The sequence below is a fragment of the Methylobacterium oryzae genome (assembly GCF_021398735.1).
Lineage (GTDB): Bacteria > Pseudomonadota > Alphaproteobacteria > Rhizobiales > Beijerinckiaceae > Methylobacterium.
Window position 1 is genome coordinate 4,592,828 of record NZ_CP090349.1, and the last position, 18,128, is coordinate 4,610,955.

General features: G+C 71.8%; 11 protein-coding genes. 8 read left to right on the forward strand and 3 right to left on the reverse strand.

Going from position 1 to position 18,128, the window contains the following annotated elements:
* Window positions 1-142: 142 nt before the first annotated feature.
* Entirely contained in the window at window positions 143-1,765 is a 1,623-nt protein-coding gene (locus tag LXM90_RS21975; RefSeq protein WP_020091647.1) for an adenylate/guanylate cyclase domain-containing protein, read from the forward strand.
* A gap of 16 nt (window positions 1,766-1,781) precedes the next feature.
* Here the strand turns inward: LXM90_RS21975 and LXM90_RS21980 are convergent, their stop codons facing one another.
* On the reverse strand, window positions 1,782-3,671 hold the full coding sequence (locus tag LXM90_RS21980; RefSeq protein WP_020091646.1) for a M23 family metallopeptidase: 1,890 nt from the start codon (window positions 3,669-3,671) through the stop codon (window positions 1,782-1,784).
* Between the two features lie 381 nt (window positions 3,672-4,052).
* Here LXM90_RS21980 and LXM90_RS21985 point away from each other — a divergent pair, with 381 nt between their 5' ends.
* On the forward strand, window positions 4,053-4,382 hold the full coding sequence (locus LXM90_RS21985) for a CsbD family protein (RefSeq protein WP_026604704.1): 330 nt from the start codon (window positions 4,053-4,055) through the stop codon (window positions 4,380-4,382).
* 435 nt (window positions 4,383-4,817) lie between these two features.
* A complete protein-coding gene (locus tag LXM90_RS21990; protein WP_020091644.1) occupies window positions 4,818-5,078 on the forward strand; it encodes a hypothetical protein in 261 nt (86 codons plus the stop codon).
* A gap of 64 nt (window positions 5,079-5,142) precedes the next feature.
* On the opposite strand, the gene bcsS is transcribed toward LXM90_RS21990, so the two are convergent.
* Both bcsS and LXM90_RS22000 read right to left on the reverse strand, forming a co-directional pair.
* Window positions 5,143-5,958: a cellulose biosynthesis protein BcsS gene (gene bcsS, locus LXM90_RS21995; protein WP_020091643.1), complete on the reverse strand. Its 816-nt coding sequence runs from the start codon at window positions 5,956-5,958 to the stop codon at window positions 5,143-5,145.
* Window positions 5,959-6,117: 159 nt separating this feature from the next.
* Window positions 6,118-8,541 carry a response regulator gene (locus LXM90_RS22000; protein ID WP_020091642.1) on the reverse strand — a complete coding sequence of 808 codons (2,424 nt, stop codon included), beginning with the start codon at window positions 8,539-8,541 and terminating at the stop codon, window positions 6,118-6,120.
* 426 nt (window positions 8,542-8,967) lie between these two features.
* On the opposite strand from LXM90_RS22000, the gene bcsA reads away from it, so the two are divergent.
* From bcsA to bcsN, 5 genes are read left to right on the forward strand one after another with little or no spacing between them, the layout of a single operon-like run.
* Window positions 8,968-11,367, forward strand: a complete 2,400-nt coding sequence (gene bcsA / locus LXM90_RS22005) for a UDP-forming cellulose synthase catalytic subunit (RefSeq protein WP_026604703.1) — start codon at window positions 8,968-8,970, stop codon at window positions 11,365-11,367.
* A gap of 5 nt (window positions 11,368-11,372) precedes the next feature.
* On the forward strand, window positions 11,373-13,964 hold the full coding sequence (locus LXM90_RS22010) for a cellulose biosynthesis cyclic di-GMP-binding regulatory protein BcsB (protein WP_043712205.1): 2,592 nt from the start codon (window positions 11,373-11,375) through the stop codon (window positions 13,962-13,964).
* Entirely contained in the window at window positions 13,961-15,115 is a 1,155-nt protein-coding gene (locus tag LXM90_RS22015; protein ID WP_020091639.1) for a glycosyl hydrolase family 8, read from the forward strand. The genes LXM90_RS22010 and LXM90_RS22015 overlap by 4 nt, the downstream gene beginning before the upstream one ends.
* Window positions 15,100-17,109 carry a hypothetical protein gene (locus LXM90_RS22020; protein ID WP_026604702.1) on the forward strand — a complete coding sequence of 670 codons (2,010 nt, stop codon included), beginning with the start codon at window positions 15,100-15,102 and terminating at the stop codon, window positions 17,107-17,109. Before LXM90_RS22015 ends, LXM90_RS22020 begins: the two co-directional genes overlap by 16 nt.
* On the forward strand, window positions 17,106-18,095 hold the full coding sequence (gene bcsN, locus LXM90_RS22025) for a cellulose biosynthesis protein BcsN (protein ID WP_234081047.1): 990 nt from the start codon (window positions 17,106-17,108) through the stop codon (window positions 18,093-18,095). The genes LXM90_RS22020 and bcsN overlap by 4 nt, the downstream gene beginning before the upstream one ends.
* The last annotated feature ends 33 nt before the right edge of the window (window positions 18,096-18,128 follow it).

An 18,128-nucleotide genomic window follows, 5' to 3' on the forward strand; every position in this document is an offset into this window, starting at 1 on the left:
CGTCGACTGTGTTTCGCGCAGACATTGCATTGATGCCGCGGTTCGGGGGGGGCGAAAAGTCAATGCTTCTCGAGAAAGACATCATTGTATATGGAGCTGACCAGTATGGGGGCCGTGTCCTGGCGCCCCGGGGTCGCGAGAGATGTCGAGTTTCGACGAGTCGGTCGCGCGCCAGCAGCGGTTCATGGGACCGCTCCTGGTGGCGGCGATCCTGTTCGGCCTGGCCGGGCTGCCGGTCGCGGTCTGGCTCGACCTGCGCGGCCTGTCCGAGCGCATGCTCGCCACGCAGGCGATCGAGACCGGCCGGATCATCGACCAGATGCGCAGCTTCTACGCCAGCGACGTCGTCCAGGCGGTCAACGCCGCGACCGGCCGGGTCGAGACGCGTCACGATTACAAGGGGGTGCCGAACGCGATCCCGATCCCCGCGACGCTCTCCCTGGAACTCGGCGAGCGGATCAGCGGCGGCGACGGCGCGGTGAAGTACCGTTTCGTCTCCGATCTCCCGTTCAAGGACCGCAAGCCGCACGATCTCGACAGCTTCGAGACCCAGGCCCTGGCGGACCTCCGGGCGCACCCCCAGACCGGCTTCGTCAGCGAGACGACGGGGTCCATCTTCGACCGGCAGGTGCGCATCGCGGCGCCGATCCGCATGGAATCCGCCTGCGTGCGCTGCCACAACGCCCATCCCCTGAGCCCGAAGACCGACTGGAAGGTCGGCGACGTCCGAGGCATCCAGGAGATCGTCCTGCACCAGCCGATCGCCGCCAACGTCTTCGCCTTCAAGTACCTCCTCGGCTACTTCATCCTGGCGGCGCTCGCCGGCACCACCTTCCTGCTGCTGCAGGCGCGCCAGTCCCGCCTCATCGACCGGATGAACAGGGAGCTGACCGAGTCGAACGGGTTCCTGGCGTCGGTCTCGGTGCAGATCGCCAAGTACATCTCGCCCCAGGTCTACAAGAGCATCTTCAGCGGCGAGCGGGACGTGTCGGTGGCGACCGAGCGCAAGAAGCTGACGATCTTCTTCTCCGACATCAAGGACTTCACCGCGACCACCGAGCGCCTGCAGCCCGAGGAACTGACCGCGCTGCTGAACGAGTACCTGACCGAGATGACCGCCATCGCGGTCAAGCACGGCGGCACGGTGGACAAGTATATCGGCGACGCGATGCTAGTCTTCTTCGGCGACCCGGAGAGCCGGGGCGTCCGCGAGGACGCGCAGGCCTGCGTTCGAATGGCGATCGAGATGCAGAAGCGCCTGGGCCAGCTCAACGCCCGCTGGCGGCGATCCGGCATCGAGCGCCCGTTCCAGGCCCGGATCGGCATCAACACGGGCTACTGCAACGTCGGCAATTTCGGCAGCGACGAGCGGATGGACTACACGATCATCGGCGCGGAGGCGAACCTCGCCGCCCGCCTGCAGGCGGCCGCTGTCCCGGGCGGCATCACCCTGAGCTACGAGACCTACGCGCTGGTGAGCGACATCGTCCAGGCGAGCCCGCAGGAGCCGATCCGCATGAAGGGTATCAGCCGCGAGATCGTCCCCTACGCCATCGAGGGCGACCTCACCGCCGAGGCCCCGGAGACGATCTTCTCCGAACACGCCCGGGGGATCGACTTCTACGTCGACGTCGACGCCCTGGAGATGGAGGGCGCGGCGCGACTCCGGAAGCGCCTGCTCGACACGCTCGCCGCCGTCGACCGCCGGATGACCGGGGCGGGCACCCCCTCGGATGACGGCTCGCGGCCCTCCGCGGCCGGCTGAGGTCCGGGCGACCGCGTCAGAGCGGCAGGGCGGACATCGCCAGGGCGCCGTGGTGGCGGAGCGCGTTCGTGGCCGCCACCTGCCGCTTGAAAGCCGTCATCAGCCTGGGCGAAACGCCCTGGCTGTCGGGCAGGCGGATCGTCATCGGGTCGAGGAAGCGCCCGTTGACGCTCACCTCGTAGTGGACGTGGGGGCCCGTCGAGAGGCCGGTCGAGCCCATGTAGGCGATGACCTGCCCCTGATGGACGGTCGCGCCGACCTGAACGCCGTGCGCGAGCCGCTGCAGGTGATTGTAGGCCGTCACGTAGCCGTTCGCGTGGTGGATCTCGACGCGATTGCCGTAGCCACCGCGCGGGCCCGCATACGCCACGGTCCCGTCGCCCGTCGCCATGATCGGCGTGCCGGCCTTGTTGGCCCAATCGACGCCGTTGTGGAAGCGGGCGTAGTGGAGGATCGGATGGACGCGCGTGCCGAACGGGGAGGTGATCCGCCCGTCGGCGATCGGCATGCGCATCAGGAACTTGCGGAGCGAGTTGCCTGTCTCGCTGAAGTAGCTCGCCGTCCCGGCCTCGGGCGCCTCGAAGCGGTAGGCGCGGTGCTTCACCCCGCCGAGCGTCAGGGCGACGTAGCGCACCTCCGGCGGGCCGCCGACCTTCTCGCTCGGGCTGAACAGCACCTCCAGCCGGTCGGACGGGGCGATCCGGCGCTGCATGTCCAGGCCGAACGCGAAGATGCCGACGATGCGCTCGGCCAGGATGCCGGGCATGCCGTTGCGCAGGACCGCCTCGAAGATGCTCCTGTAGAGGCTGGCGCCCGAACCCTCTCCGTCGCCGTCGTCGCCGGAACGCGACGCCGCGACCTGGGCCGACGGCGGCGCCACCGTGACGAAGCCGCCGGAATCCCGTTCCGCGACGATCTCCTCGACGCCGCCCGCGCCGTAGAGCGTCACCCGGGCGATCCGGCGCGCGGCCTCGCCGGCGCGCGACCGGACGAGGAGAAGGTCAACGTGCTGCCCCTCGGCCAGCCCGGTGCGGGCATGCTCGCTGAAGGCGGCCAGGATGGCGGTCACGCTCGCGGGCTCGGCGCCGTTCGCCGCCAGCGCGTCGGCCAGAGTCTCGCCGCGCTTGAGCACGACGTCGCGCGTCTCGGTCAGGCTCAGGCCGGAGGCGGGCTGGGTCTCGGCGAGGTCGGTGATGTTCTCCGGGACGACCCGCACCTCGATCGCGTGGAACGGGTCGCGGCCCGTATCGGCGCCGGCGGCGGTCGCGGCGGCGTCGGCCGGCGCGGCGACCAGGATCTGCGAGAGCAGCCGCTGCGGCGCGAGCGGCGCGGCGATCCGCGGCCCCGTCTCGCGCGCCTCATCCGACTGCCTCTCCACGAGGGCCGTGACGTCCTCGTCGCTCAGGCCGGGCGCGTCGTCGGGAACCGGCGTGCCCTCGAGCGCGGAGCGCGTGATCGTGACCGTGGTCCCGGACGGATCGTCCACCGGCTCGTCTGCGACAGGGGCGACCTCTCCGTCCGCGGCGAGCTGGCGCGTCGGATCGAAGGGTGGGATCTGCCCGTCGACCGCGTCGCCGGAGGACAGGCTCGTGACCAGTCGCACGAAGGGCTGGGTCCGGATAATCTCGCGCTCGCCGACCTGGTGGGTCACCGGCGCGGAGAACTCCTCCCGGTCCGAGGCGACGAGTTGGCGCCGCACGAGGCGGTCGCCGCGCTGTCCGACCACGCCTTGCCCCTCCGCGACCTGGGCGGGCCCCTGGCGGAATGTCGGCTTGGCTGGCGCGAGATCGGTGTCGACGGACATGCGGAGCGCCGCCCCCATGAGGGCCGCGCCGCAGGTGGCGATCAGGCAGCTGGCGCAGAGCCAGCGCAGGTTCAGCCGTCGCCGGTCGAGCGGCGTCGTCACTCCGTGGGTCGGGGCCGCGACCGCGCTGCGCGACAGGGACCTGTGCAGAATGGGCAGCCCGCCGCGCGGTGCTCGTCCGCCCTCGTTCATCCGGTCCCCTCACGCTCAAGCTCGCCGCTTCGGCGGTGAGTGCGGCCTGAATGAGGCTGCGACTTGCGCCTGGCGCGACGCTCGTCCGCTCAAGGAGCGCACGTGTCGAACGCGGTACCGGCGGGCAGGACGGGGCATTCGTCGACCGCCCACGATCGTTTCGACCGGACTCCGCCACGGAGCCGGGGAACGCCCGGCGCAGATCGCTGTTGCCCCAGTCGCCACGGAGGGATCGGGGTCCGACCGCCGCGACTTCGGCACCTTGCCGCGACACATTCGGAGAACATGGTCATGGTCGACACGGACAGGGTCACGGGCGCCGCGCGCGCGTTCGGCGGGAAGGTGCAGGGCGCGGTCGGCGACGCCGTCGACTCGGACCGTCACGCGCTCGAGGGGCGTCTCCGGGAGGCGCAGGGCACCGCCGAGAATCTCTACGGCCAAGCCAAGGACGCCGTGCGGCACGCGGCCGACGAGGTCTCGGACCACGCCGCCGAGGCCTACGACCGGAGCCGCCACGTCGCCTGGGAAGGTCATCAGAAATCCGTCGAGTGGCCGCACGCCTCCCTGATCGTGGCCGGTCTCGTCGGCTTCGGTCTCGGTTTCCTCGTCAGCCGTCTCTGACACGGATCGCCGCGTGCCGCCGTCGGCTTCACGTCGACTGGATCGCGGGGCCGCGAGCGCCGTGCGCGATTAAGTCGGCACGGAGGCCAGGGCCGAGCCCGTGCCGCGGGAGGCGCGGGCCCCCTCTCCCGCGCGAGAGGGGGATGGCGCCGGTTCTCGACCGGGAACCGCCGTCCTAATCGAACCATCGCACATCGGTCGGAAGCGACCCGAGCGGGTTCAGGCACATGCCGCACGCAGCCGCCACGCCCGTCGGAAGCCCATCGGCGCTGCCTGGCCGATCCTTGCGGCACAGAGGGTGTCGGCGACCTGCGAGGGTCCACGCCCGAGTCCGGGAATGAGCCTCCAGTATCCACGCTGTTGGTAACTTGTGTTCCGTTATGGAACAGAGTCATTGGCTCTATTCTCGCTCTAGACACCGCTGAGAGGTGTCTAATGCATCAGTTTATCGGCCTATTTGCCATCTTCGTCACGCTGGCCGGCGTGCTCCACACCTGGGGTGCGCCGCGCTGGGCGATCGCCGGCCTCTGCCTGATCGGTCTCCTCGGCGTGTCGGCCACCGTCGTCGGCATTCAGCCAAAAGTGGCCCCGTCGCCGGTGTCCCAGGTGCAGTCGCTCAACGACGCGATGCAGCCCGTCTTCGAAGGCGTCTGGGACCCGCTGCGGCCCGGCCGGCTGCTGACGACGTCCCGCTAGCGTCTCCGGTCCGCCCGGGCTCCGCCGCGGGCCGCGGGTCCGGTTGGACAGCCCGCGCCGTACCCTAGAAGGTCGAGCGCGCCTCGATGCTGGAATAGTACCCGGAGCCCTGCACCCGATCCCGGACGTAGCCGGCGGCCACCGACATCTGGACGGGTCCGAAGCGGACGCCGGTCAGGTGGGCGCCGATCCGGTACTGGCGGAAGAAGTCGTCGCCGAGGAACAACGCCTCGGGTCCGATATAGACGCCGTCGGCGAGCATGTAGCCGACGCGCAGGCGCGAGTAGTAGGCGTTGAACTTCGTCGAGTACGAGCCGTAGGCCGAGACCATGGTCCGGTCGGTCGGCGTCGCGTAGAAATTGCCCGCGACCTTCAGCCCGACGCCCGTACCGACGACCGGGTTGCCCGGATCGGGAATCGACAGCTGGTTGCTGCGGACGTTGAAGCCGATGAATCCTGCGAGGGCCGCGTCCTTCCAGACCCACTCGTAACCCGCCTGCAGGGCGCCTTCCTGCTGGTAGCCGGTGACCCGCGTCGCGACGGACCGGCCGGGATACGAGTAGGTGCCACCGATGGCGTCCACGCGGACCCGCAGGCCGTCCCGGGTGGGTGAGCCGTTCGGCGCGGCGGTCACCGTCACGGAGCCGAAGGCCGAGCTGTTCGACGTGACGCTGGTGGATCCGTCGACCGCGACGGCCCAGCTGTCGTCGACCGCCTGCTGCGAGGCGCCCGTGTACCAGTCGGCGCCGGCGCTGCGCGCCGGGAGGTCGGCGGCGGCGGCCTGCGTGGCGGAGGCCGCCGCGCAGGCGCACGAGAGGGCCAGAACGGTCGTGTACGGAGTGCGAGGACGTCGGGCAGCTGATTCCGCAGTCCCGCCCATATTCGAAAGCTCCGTTAAGGTACGATTTACGCTTTAACCAACACTCGTCGACAATAGTTAACATTCACTTTTGGAAGGACTGAGTTTCGATCAGGGCGTCTGCGCGGAGAGCGAGCGCGAGAACCACGCGGTCGCTGCGTCGGGCGGGACGCGCGGCGATCAGGCCGCGCGCGCGCGGACCGCGGCGTCGAGGACGACCTGCAGGTCCTCGTTGCGGAAAGGCTTGTCGATCCGCAGGAAGGTGTCGGCGGAGCGCGGCAGCTGGCCGTGTGGGCTGGCGAGGATGACCCGAATCTGCGGGTACCGCTCGACCACGGTGGCGGCGAGCTGGAGGCCCGCCATCACCGGCATCGATTGATCGACGATCATCGCGTCGAAGGCGGCGTCGCGGGCGAGGATCTCGAGGGCGTGCGCCCCGGAGGCGGCCTGGACCACCGCGTGGCCGAGATCGGCGAGCACCTCTGCGACGCTGGCCCGCACGAGGCCGTCGCTCTCCACGAGCAGGATCTTCAGCCCCGCCGCGCGGATCGGAGGGAGCGTGGCGACGGCCGGGGGCGCGGCGGGCAGCCAGAACTCGGCCAGGAACGGCTCGGCGCCGGTGCCGTCGCGGATCAGGCGCCAGTGGCCGCCGGTCTCGGTCACGAGCGCCGCGGCTGCCGCGAGGGTCGGGCCTGCTGCCGTCGGCAGCGGCGCGGCCTCGGGTCGGCGACCGCTGCTGACGAGCACGCGCACGTAGGCCGCAACTTCCGCCGCGGCGCCCATGTCCTCGGGGGTGCCCTCGACGGCCGCGATGGCGAAGCCGGCGAGGCCGGCGTCTCGAATATGGAAGGCCAGGTTGAGGAGCAGCAGCTCCAGCACGCGCTCGCTGCACAGGACGGGCGGCAACCCGGCGGGGATGCGGTTGAGGACCGGCATCTCGCCGAGGGCGTTCGCGGCCAGGAACGGCAGGTAGCCCTCGAAGGTGGTGGCGAGGTCGGTCTCGGCGAGGGTGATGCCGGTCTCGTCGCCGCGCACGAGGTGCAGCATCCGGCGGGTGAGCGCCGCGCCCCGGCGCGCGCCGGCCGTCGCCCGCCCGACCAGCCGTTCCTGGTCGTCCCCGAGGGTGTGGCGCCGCGCCAGCAGCGTGAGATTCGTCAGGACGACGGTCAAAACGTCGTTGAACTCGTGGACGATGCCGTCGGTCACCCGCCGCAGGACGAGGTTGCGACGCGGCTCGACGGGCCGCGGCAGGGTCGCCCCCTCGCCGCCCGGCAGCTTCCGCATCAGGGCGAAGAGCCGCCGGTCGCCCCTGGCATCGGCGAGGCACAGCAGCCTTACCTGGACCTGCTGCTCCGGCCAGTCGCGGAGGTGCAGAGTCACGTCGTGCGGGCCGTCGGCCGCGAGGGCGGCGTCGCGCGCCCGGTCGAGCACGGGCCGGTCCTCGGCGACGAAGCAGGCGGCGAACGGGGCGGCGACGGGGGCCCCGTCGTCGCCGGCCGCGCTCCGCGAATCCAGCAGGGTCCGGCCGGTATCCGGATCGATCTCGCAGCAGGCCCAGCCGGAGACCGCCTCGAAGGTTGTCAGCCGCGCCTTGAGGCGCGCGACCTCGGACCCGGCGCCGGCCATCTGCAGCCCGGCACTGCGGCGATGCCCCGCGAAGACGTCCGAGAGCGCCGCGAACTCGCCGATCCAAGTGCGGGGCGCTTCGGTCTCGCCGGCGGTCTCGCTCTCACCCCTCAGGAGGCGGCGCAGCGGTCGCGTCAGCCGCTCTCCCGCGACGAAGCCGAGCGCCGCCGCACAGAGGATCAGGGCGAGCCCGACGCCCAGCATCCGCCAGTCCGGTGACGCGGCGAGCGCCGCGCCGGAGGGCACGGCCTGCGCCGTCACCAGCCATCCCGGCGAGCCGATCTCGGCCGCGAGACGCATCGGCGTCGTGGCCGAGACGGCCGTCGTCCGGAACGGGCTCGGGGCCCCCGACAGGACCCGGCTGTCCGGGGTGGCGACGAGGAAGCCGAGGGTGTCGGGCAGCGCCGCGGCGCGCCGCACCTCCTCCTCGACCTTGGTGAGATAGCTCGGGTCGGCGTCGAGGCGCAGCAGGCCGTCCTGACCGCGCTCGCCCAGCGCCACGGCGGTCCCGAACGGCGAGTCGGCCTCCGCCCCGTCGCTGACCACGATGACCCCGGCCGCGCGGCCGCGCAGGAACCACGTCTGCCGCGCGACGCTGCTGCCGACGCGGCGCTCGTCCCGGGCCGCCAGCACGGTACCGTCGGGCGCGACGAGGACGGCGTCCCGGTAGACCGGGTTGAGGTCGAGCCACCCGCGCAGGCGCGCGGCGCGCTGGTCGGCGGAGAGCAGGCCCTCGTCGTCGCGGAGCATCAGGGCGGCGCTGCGCGCGTCGACCACGGTCTGCCGCAGCCGCGCCGCGAGGGCGGCGACGTAGGCGCGCGAGGCCGAACCGACCATCTCCTGCGGGGACGCCGCGGGTCCGGGCCGCGCGGCCGGGACGACGATCAGGACGGCGGCCGCGAACCCCGCCGCCGCGGCGATCGCCACCTGCAGAGCGTTGAGCAATCCGAGGGAGATCTGCAGCGGCTTCGCGGTCATCCGTACGCCCGGGGGTCGGTGCCGAGCGAGGCGCGATTTTCGTTAAGGGTCGATTAAGGCCCGCGGCGCAACCCGGCCGTGCCCCCCGACGCGGGCGCGGTCCGCCGGGCGGGTCGTTCCGACTATCCGTGGCGCTCTGCGTCGCCTGCCCCGCACCGAAGCCGGTTATAGCGAAGCTTTAGAACGGAATATTAATGTATTCGGCGCAACGGCGCGTCCCGATCCCGCTCTCGCAGCCCGATCGACTTCGCCGCGCCGGGCATCATCTGGGTTGCTTGCATTCCTAAGTTAACTGTAATTTCCGGCGAAGTGGAGTGGGCTGGATATTACGAATGGGTTTGTTCATTGACCATCGTCGCTGTACAAACCCGGCGGTAGAGCCGTTGCACCTCGATCCGAGGGATTTTTGGCCCGGGAGGCTGTAGCGTGAGGCAGGCGTTGCGTTGGCTGGCCTGGGTTGGGGCGACAGTCGCCAGCCTCGCCCTGCTCAGCCAGCCGGTCGGGACGCAGGCCCAGCTCGCCATGAGCCTCGCCGCCATGGCGGTGATGATCGTGCTGTGGGCCGTGCTCGACGGGCCGCGCACGCGGTTCGTCTTCATGGCGCTCGGCAGCCTCGTGGTGCTGCGCTACATCCTGTGGCGGCTCACCAACACGCTGCCCTCGCCGGGCGACCCGGTCAGCTTCGGCTTCGGCCTGATCCTGCTGGTGGCCGAGCTCTACTGCGTCTTCATCCTGTTCGTCAGCCTGATCATCAACGCGGACCCGCTGCGGCGCGACCCACCGCCGGCTGCCCCGGCCGCCGACCTGCCCACGGTCGACGTGTTCGTCCCGAGCTACAACGAGGATGCCGCGATCCTCGCCATGACCCTGGCGGCGGCGCGACAGCTGAACTACCCGCCCGAGAAGCTCACGGTGTGGTTGCTCGACGACGGCGGTACCGACCAGAAGTGCAGCGATGCCGACCCGGCCAAGGCCGCGGCGGCGCGCGCCCGTCGGGGCGAGCTGCAGGCGCTCTGCGACGAGCTCGGCGCCCGCTACCTCACCCGCGCCCGGAACGAGCACGCGAAGGCGGGCAACCTCAACAACGGTCTCGCCCATGCCCGGGGGGACCTCGTGGCGGTGCTGGACGCCGACCACGTCCCGTTCCGCTCGTTCCTGACCGAGACCGTCGGCTATTTCGCGCAGGATCCGCGCCTGTTCCTCGTGCAGACGCCACACGCGTTCCTCAACCCCGACCCGGTCGAGCGCAATCTGCGGACCTTCGAGCGCATGCCCTCGGAGAACGAGATGTTCTACGCGGTCACGCAGCGCGGCCTCGACAAGTGGAACGGCTCGTTCTTCTGCGGCTCGGCGGCCCTTCTGCGCCGCACCGCCCTCGACGAGGCCGGCGGCTTCTCGGGCATCACCATCACGGAGGATTGCGAGACCGCCTTCGAGCTGCACTCGCGCAACTGGAACAGCGCCTACGTCGACAAGCCGCTGATCGCCGGCCTGCAGCCCGACACACTGGCGGACTTCATCGGCCAGCGCTCCCGCTGGTGCCAGGGGATGTTCCAAATCCTGCTGCTGAAGAACCCGGCCTTCCAGAAGGGCCTCAAGCCCATCCAGAAGATCGCCTATCTCTCCAGCATGACCTTCTGGTTCTTCCCGATCCCGCGGCTGATCTTCATGTTCGCGCCGCTGCTGCACATCTTCTTCGACCTGAAGATCTTCGTGGCCAGCGTGGACGAGTCGATCGCCTACACGCTGACCTACATCATCATCAACTTGATGATCCAGAACTACATCTACGGCAAGTTCCGATGGCCGTTCGTGTCGGAACTCTACGAGTACATCCAGGGCGTCTACCTGGCCAAGGCAATCGTCTCTGTCATCGCGTCGCCCCGCAAGCCGACCTTCAACGTCACCAACAAGGGGGCGACCCTCGACCACGACCACATCTCGTCGCTCGCCCTTCCGTTCTTCCTGATCTACCTGCTCCTGATGCTCGGCTGCGCCGTCGCGGCGTGGCGCTACCTGTACGAGCCCGGCGTGACCAACCTCATGCTGGTGGTCGGGCTGTGGAACTTCTTCAACCTGCTCACCGCGGGCGCGTCCCTCGGGGTCTGCGCCGAGCGGCGCCAGCTCGAGCGCACGCCCTCCCTGGCGATCGATCGCCAGGGCGTCCTCACGGTCGCCGGCCACAGCGTCGACGTCTCGATCGAGCGCGTCTCCGCCGAAGCCTGCACCCTGCGCCTCCTCGGCGGCGCCCTCGATCCGGGGCTCACGCGCCCGCCGCTGCGGGGGACGCTCAGCGTCGAGCCGACGGCCGGCGCGCGCCGGACCGCGCCGCTGCCGGTGCACCTGGACCAAGCGACGCGCGACGGACAGGAACTCGTCATGCGGGTGAACTTCGGCACGCTGGCCATCCGCGACTACCCGGCGCTCGCGGGACTCATGTACGGGGACGCTGAGGCGATGCGGCGCTTCCAGCTCCGGCGGCGGCGGCACAAGGACATTCCGACCGGCACGCTGCAATTCGCGTGGTGGGGCCTGGTCGAGCCGTTCCGCGCGCTCCGCTATCTTCTCGCGAGCCGACGCCCCAGGCCCGTCGAGATCGAGGAGGCGCCGATCTACGACGCACCGCACGACGCCGCCGCGGCACCGGCGCCGGCTCCGGTGCCGTCCGTCCCGGCACCGGCGGCCCCCGTTGCGGCGCCGTCGCTGCCCGCGACCGCCAAACCCACCGACATCGAGAGCGGGGACGACTGGGTCCGCCTGATGATGGATTACGAGAACGAGCGCACCCTGGCCGAGCTTCGCGGCCGGCGCACGAGCGCGGCGTGACGGCGATGGGTGCTCGGCTCCGCCTCCCCGTGCTGGGACTGCTGCTCGGTCTCACGAGCGTTCCTGCCCTGGCCCAGAGCTTCCTGGGCTCGGGGCCGGCGGAACGGCTGACGGTCCCGCCGAGCGGCAACGCCCTGCGCGCGCCGTCCGAGGACGGGTCGGGCCCCGCGCGCCGGCCGGACGCGTCGGCGACGGAGACGCGGCCGACCGCGCGCCCGTACGAGCCGCCCCGGACCGCCGCGCCTCAGACGGTGCCGCGCGCGGCGATCCAGGCGACCATCGCGCCGGCGCGCCGGCTTCCGTCCGGCCCGCGCGGCTTCCGCCTGACCGGGGAAGAGGATTCCCTACGCTACCCCGTCTACCTCACCGAGGCGCAGACGCGGGGACCGGCACGGCTGCGCCTCTCCTACCTGTCGGCGATCTCGGTGGCGCCGGAGAGTTCCGAACTCGCTGCCTTCGTCAACGGGACGAAGGTCGGCTGGACCCGCATCCAGGCGCCCGGTGCCGTGAAGGTGGTGGAGTTCGCCATCGGCGACGGCGTGCTGAAGCCCGGCTACAACGCCGTCACCTTCACCGCCAGCCAGCGCCATCGCGTCGACTGCTCGGTCGGGGCGACCTACGAATTGTGGACGCAGATCGATCCGTCGCGATCCGGCCTCGTGGTCCCGCCGGCGACCGACATGGACGTCCGGTCTCTCGCCGCCGCGGAGCCGGACGAGAGCGGCGCCCTGCCGATCCAGGTCATCCTGAACGAGCGCCCGAACCTCGCTCGCCTGGAGCGCATGATCGAGGCAGTGCAGGCCCTCGCCCTCGTGGGACGGGTCGCCCGTCCGACGGTGACCTTCGGCCCTCCACTGCAGGGCCGAAACGGCATCAACCTCGTCGTCGGTACAGCCTCCGAGATCGCCGGCATCGAAGGCGTTCCCGAACTCGGGCCGATCAGCGGGCCCCGCCTCGCCATCCTGCCGGCGCGGCCGAACACACCGCCGACCCTGGTCGTCACCGGAACCCGCGACGAGGACGTCCGTCAGGCCATCACCAACCTCGCCGTCCCACCCGACAACGGGACGCCGGGCGGGCTCAAGGCGGTCCAGCTGTTCCGCGGCTACATGGTGCACGGCGGCGAGAATCTGACGCTCGACCGCCTCGGCGTGACGTCCCGCGAGTTCTCGGGGCGCCTGCTCCATGTCGGCTTCGCCCTCCGCTTTCCCGGGGATTTCGTCCCGGCCGATTACGGCAAGGTGATGCTCCACCTGGCCGGGGCCTACGTGGCCGGGCTCTCCTCGGAGGCCCGCATCGTCATCGACATCAACGGGCGCAACGCGGCCAGCGTCCCGCTGCCCGACGGGCGCGGTGAGGTGTTCGACGACAGCGCGATTCCCCTGCCCTTCAGCCTCTGGCGCCCGGGGGTGAACCACGTCGAGATCTCGGCGCAGCTGCCGAACGCCGCCGACCAGGTCTGTGACACCCTCAGCCCGGCGGCCAAGCAGGCGCGCTTCCTGTTCCTCGACCGCTCGCGGATCGAGATCCCGCATTTCGCCCGGGCGGCGCGCAGCCCCGACCTCGCGGCGATCAAGGGGGGCGCCGTACCGTTCGTCGTCCCGGGGCAGCGCGCGCGCCTCGTGCTGCCGACGCCCGACCGCGACAGCGCCGACGCCGCCGCGACCCTCGCCGCCCGACTGGCGATGGCGGCCGAGCGCGTCATCGATTTCGAGGTCGTGACCCAGCAGCAGGTCGTGTCCGACACGAGCCAGCTCGTGGTCGCGCCCGCCCGCGCCCTCGACCCGGCGCTCCTGGAATCGGTCGGTTTCGATCCGCAGCAGGTCCAGCGGGTCTGGGAAGGCCGCGCCGACATGGTCGCCACCCCGGGCCAGTTCGGTCCCGAGGGCGTGCTCACCCTCGATCGGCTGCGCCGCAACCTCCCGATGCGTTGCGCCCTGCCGACCCTGATCCCGCAGGTGCGCCCGGCGCAGCCCGCCCCGGCCCAGCAGGCGCCGCCGTCCCAGGGCGAGACGAGCGCCGGGCCCTCCCCGACCAAGGCCCCGGCCCCCTCGCCGGGCTCCGCGTCGGACCGTGAGCTCATCGACCGCTGGGAGGCGTCGACACGCGGCTCGCGCCAGATCTGGGCGGCCCTGGACAGCGTCTGGAACGAGATCACCGGCACGGTGCACTCCCTGCGCCAGACGATCACGGCGCAGGTGAAGCCGGACGAGACGGTCGAGGTTCCGGCCACGGCCTCGCTGCTCATCGCCGAGGGACCCCCGGTCCAGGCGAGCAACACCGTGATCGTGACCGCGCCGAACGCGTCGCTGCTGAAGGCGTCCGTCTCCTGCCTCGTCGACCCGGTGGTCTGGGCGAGGCTCGGCGGCAGCGCCGCCTTCCTCGACGCGTCGAACGGCACGCTGGTGACGTCCCGGCCCGAGCGGATCGAGATCGTCGAGACGCAGCCGCGATCTCTGCCGAACCTGCGCCTCGTGTCCGCGGCTTGGCTGTCGATCAACACGGAATACTACGTGGGCATGACCCTCGCGATGGCTCTCTGCCTCGGCCTGGCCACCACGAGCCTCGTGCGCAACGTCGGCAGGAAGAATCCATGAGTCGCCGCGCCCGCACCCCCCTCGCCGCAGCTTTCCTCGCCGCGGCGATCCTGCCCGCGGCGGCCGCCTCGCCCCAGGACGAGCCCGCCGTGCCTCCGAGTACCGCGCAGCCGGGCACGCAGCCCGCGCAGGCGCCCCGGACCGCGATTCAGGGGCTCGCCGGCAAGCTCGGCAACGACGCCGCGTGGCGGGCCTACCGCGCGCGGTTCATCACCGACCAGGGGCGCGTGGTCGACACCGCGAACGGTCAGATCAGCCACAGCGAGGGCCAGGGCTACGGCATGCTGCTCGCCGTGGCGGCCGGTGATCGGGTCAGCTTCGAGCGGATCTGGGGCTGGACCCGGGCCAATTTGATGGTCCGCGGCGACGAGTTGCTGGCGTGGCGCTGGTCACCCGACAAGCGTCCGGCGGTCAGCGACATGAACAACGCCACCGACGGCGACATCCTGATCGCCTGGGCGCTCACCGAGGCGGCCGAGGCCTGGAACGAGCCGAGCTACCGGACCGCCGCGCGCCGGATCGCCATCGAGTTCGGGCGCAAGACCATCCTGTTCCGGGACCCGCACGGGGCGCTGCTGCTGCCGGCGGTCTCGGGCTTCTCGGCGCGGGAGCGCCCGGACGGTCCGCTGATCAACCTCTCCTACTGGATCTTCCCCGCCTTCCCGCGCCTCGCCCTCGTCGCGCCGGAATACGACTGGGCGGCCCTGACGCGCAGCGGCCTCGCCCTGCTGCGGCAGTCGCGCTTCGGTCCGAGCAACCTGCCCACCGAGTGGATCTCCGCCAAGGAGGCGCCGCGTCCAGCGACCGGCTTCCCGCCGCTGTTCTCCTACAACGCCATCCGGATCCCGCTCTACCTCGTCTGGGCGGGACTGGTGCGGCCCGACGACCTCGCGCCGTTCCAGGCCCTGTGGTCGGGCGCCGATCGGGAACGGCTGCCGATCGTCGACACCGGCGACGGGCGGAAGGTCGAGTGGCTCACCGAGGCCGGCTACATGGGGCTCCCGGCCCTGGTGGCCTGCGCCCTCGACGGGACGCCCTTCCCCGAGGATGCGCGCGGCGACATCGGCAACCAGAACTACTACCCGGCCACTCTGAGCCTCCTCGCCCTGACCGCGGCCCGCATGCGTTACCCGTCATGCCTGAAGTCCTGACCGGTCGTCCGCCGGCACGCCTGCGACCGGCCGCGCCCTGCCTCCTGATGCTGGCGCTGTCCACCGCGCCGGCCGCCGCGCAGGTCGACGCGCGACCCGGTCCCGCGCCGCAGTCTCCCGCCGCGCCGACACGGTCCGAGCCCCGCATCGTCTACGGCGACGGCCCGCGCGCGCCGGCGATCCTGGCCGACCCGGCCACGTCGCGCACGACCGACATGGTCGACGAGAGCGCGCTGCGCTACTACGCGGCCCAGAAGCAGACGACTCGGATGAAGGCCGAGATCGCCCGCCTGAAGCGGCTCTATCCCGGCTGGAACGAGCCGCCGGACCTCAACGCGCTGCAGCCGAGCCCGCCCGAAGAGGCGCCCCTGTGGGACCTCTTCACCGCGGGGCGGTTCGACGACCTCCGCGCGGCGATCGTCGCGCGCAGGTCGATCGACCCCGCGTGGCAGCCCTCCGAGGAGCTCGCGCGCAAGCTCCGCCGGGCCGAGTTCCGGTCCCGGATCACGGCGCTCACCGGCAAGGACGCCGACGCGATCATCGACCTCTACCGCGCCGATTCCGGCGCCCTCGATCCGCTCGACGTCCAAAGCATCTGGATGGTCGCCGACGCCCTGGGCGATACCGGCTCGGGCGACGAGGCCTTCGAGCTCTACAAGTCGATCCTCGACGGCAACGCCGATTCCGGCGTGCGCCTCGCCACCATCCAGAAGGCGATGGCGCATCTGCGCATGGCGCAGGCGGAGCGCCTGATCGAGATGGGGCACCGGGGCGCGAACGGGGCCTCGGAATTCGACGCGATCCGCCTCGACATCACCCGTGCCCGGATCGCGGCCTTCCTGCACGAGGAGAGCGCCGAGACCCCGACCCCCGCCGATCTCGCGGCCTTCCAGGCCGTCGCCCGCAAGAGCGGCGATCCCACCCAGACGAGCCTCCTCGGCTGGTACGCCTACAAGCGCCGCCAGTTCCGGGAGGCGCTCGAATGGTTCAAGCAGGCGATCGCCCGGGGCGGCGACGCGATGGTCGCCCACGGGCTCGCCCTGACCCTGCGCCAGCTCGACATGGCGCGCGAGGCCGAGGAGGTCGCCTACGCGTGGCGCGACAAGTTCGTGGGCAACGAGCTGCTCTACATCGACATCCTGGAGCAGAAGCTGACGCTGCCCCGCCCGCCCGCGATCGAGCCCGCGCGCATCGCCCGCTACGCCCAGGTCGTGACGGCCTCCACCTCGGGCGAAGGCGCCCAGGGGCTGGCGTGGTACGCCTACAATTCCTGCCAGTTCGACACGGCGCTGGAGTGGTTCCAGCGGGCCGTCGCCTGGATGCCGAGCGAGGGGACCGTCTTCGGCTACGCCCTCACGCTGCAGCGTCTGAAGCGGCAGCGTCCGTACCTCGAGGTCGTGAACCGCTACGACGGCCTCTTCGCGAAGGTGGTCGACCTGCTGTTCCGCGAGAATGCCGGCGGGTCGCCGCTGCCCTGCGACCCCGTGCCCGCCGCCGCCGGGCCCGCACCCGGGCGGCACGCCGCGCCCGCGGCGCGGGTCGAGACGCCGCCGATCAACCGGGTGCCGCGGCCGGACCTGCCGCCGGCCGGCGCGGACGCCAAGCCCCTCGCCGTACAGCGCAACGAGTTTCCCCTGGCGGTCTCCATGGAGAACGCGCTCCGCTACCCGCCGCCGGGGCTCGTGCGGGTCCTGGCCGAACCCGTTCCCGCGGGGACCTACGCCCGCGAGCCCGCGACCCCGGCGCCGCCCCTGGTGGCCCGGCGCGTGCCCGGCGCGGGCCCGATGCCTTATGAGCGGTTCGGCTACGCCCTGCTCCCGGACTATCGCGGCGTCGACAAGCCCGAATTCCTGTCGCCGCCCGCCGCCGGGACCCTGTGGCAGGACCAGCAGGCCGAGCGCGGGCGACCCGAGAATTCCGAGGCGAAGCGGTTCCAGCTGCCCGCGCGCTCGGCCTACGACACCTCCGCCACGACCGAGCGGACCACCCCGTGAGGCGCGCGGCGATCCGTACGGCCCGGCTCTGCGCCCTGGCGTGTCTCCTGCTGCCCGCCGTCGCGCGGGCGCAGACGGTCCCGGTCCTGACCCTGCCCGGCGCCGGGACGCTGACCGCGGTGATCGAGACGCGCGAGCGCGACGGGTTCGACCAGCGGCTGCGCTATGCCGGCGGCGACGGTCGCAACCACGCCGAGATCGCCCTGCGCCGGGAGACCGCCGACCTGCTCCTCGCCTTCCCGCCGCGGCTGGCCAAGCCCAGCGAGTTCGGGATCGCGGGGGAGATCGCCGTCCGGTTTCCCGGGCAGGCGATGACGGTGCGGCCGCCGCTGCGGAACGCCTACGGCCCGGTGGGCATCGCGCTCGGCGCCGACTGCCTCTACGCGTGGCAGTGGATCGAGGGCGGACGCGGCGTCGCGTCCGCCGGCGGGCAGCCGCCCGCTCTGTTCCAGGCGGAGCCGCTCGCGCGCCGCGCGATCTCCCTGCGGATCCGGCTGTGCCGCACCGCCGAGGCCAGCCTCGGCGACCTCGTGCGGGCGGTGGAGGGCCTCAGGATCGCCCTGCCCGGCATCCGCCCCCCGCTGGTTGTCGCGCGTGTCCCGCCGCGTCGGGTCGCGCCGCGGGCCGCCGTCCGCCGCCCGAGCCGGCCGCCCGCGGCCGAGGCACGCCGAGACGAGGTTCCGCCGGTGCGGACGCCGGCCGCGTCACCGCCGCAGGTGCCCGTGGCGTCGCCCGTCGCACCACCCGCGGCGCCGCCCGTCGCGCCGCCGGCACCGTCCCCGAGCGCCGGGGCGCCGGATCAGAAGCGCTACATCGTGCCGCCGACCCCCCAGACCCCCGCACCGGTGCTGACGGAGCCGGGCGGCCAGCGCTACATCACCGAGGGGAGCGGCAGTGGGATCGCACCGAAGCCGGCGCCGGGGCAGGCCCCCGGCGAGACCTTCTTCCGCGACCTGCCGCCGGAGGCCTATCGGCCGCCGAACTGAGTTCAGGTCCGGGCGCCCGCCTCGGATCTGAGC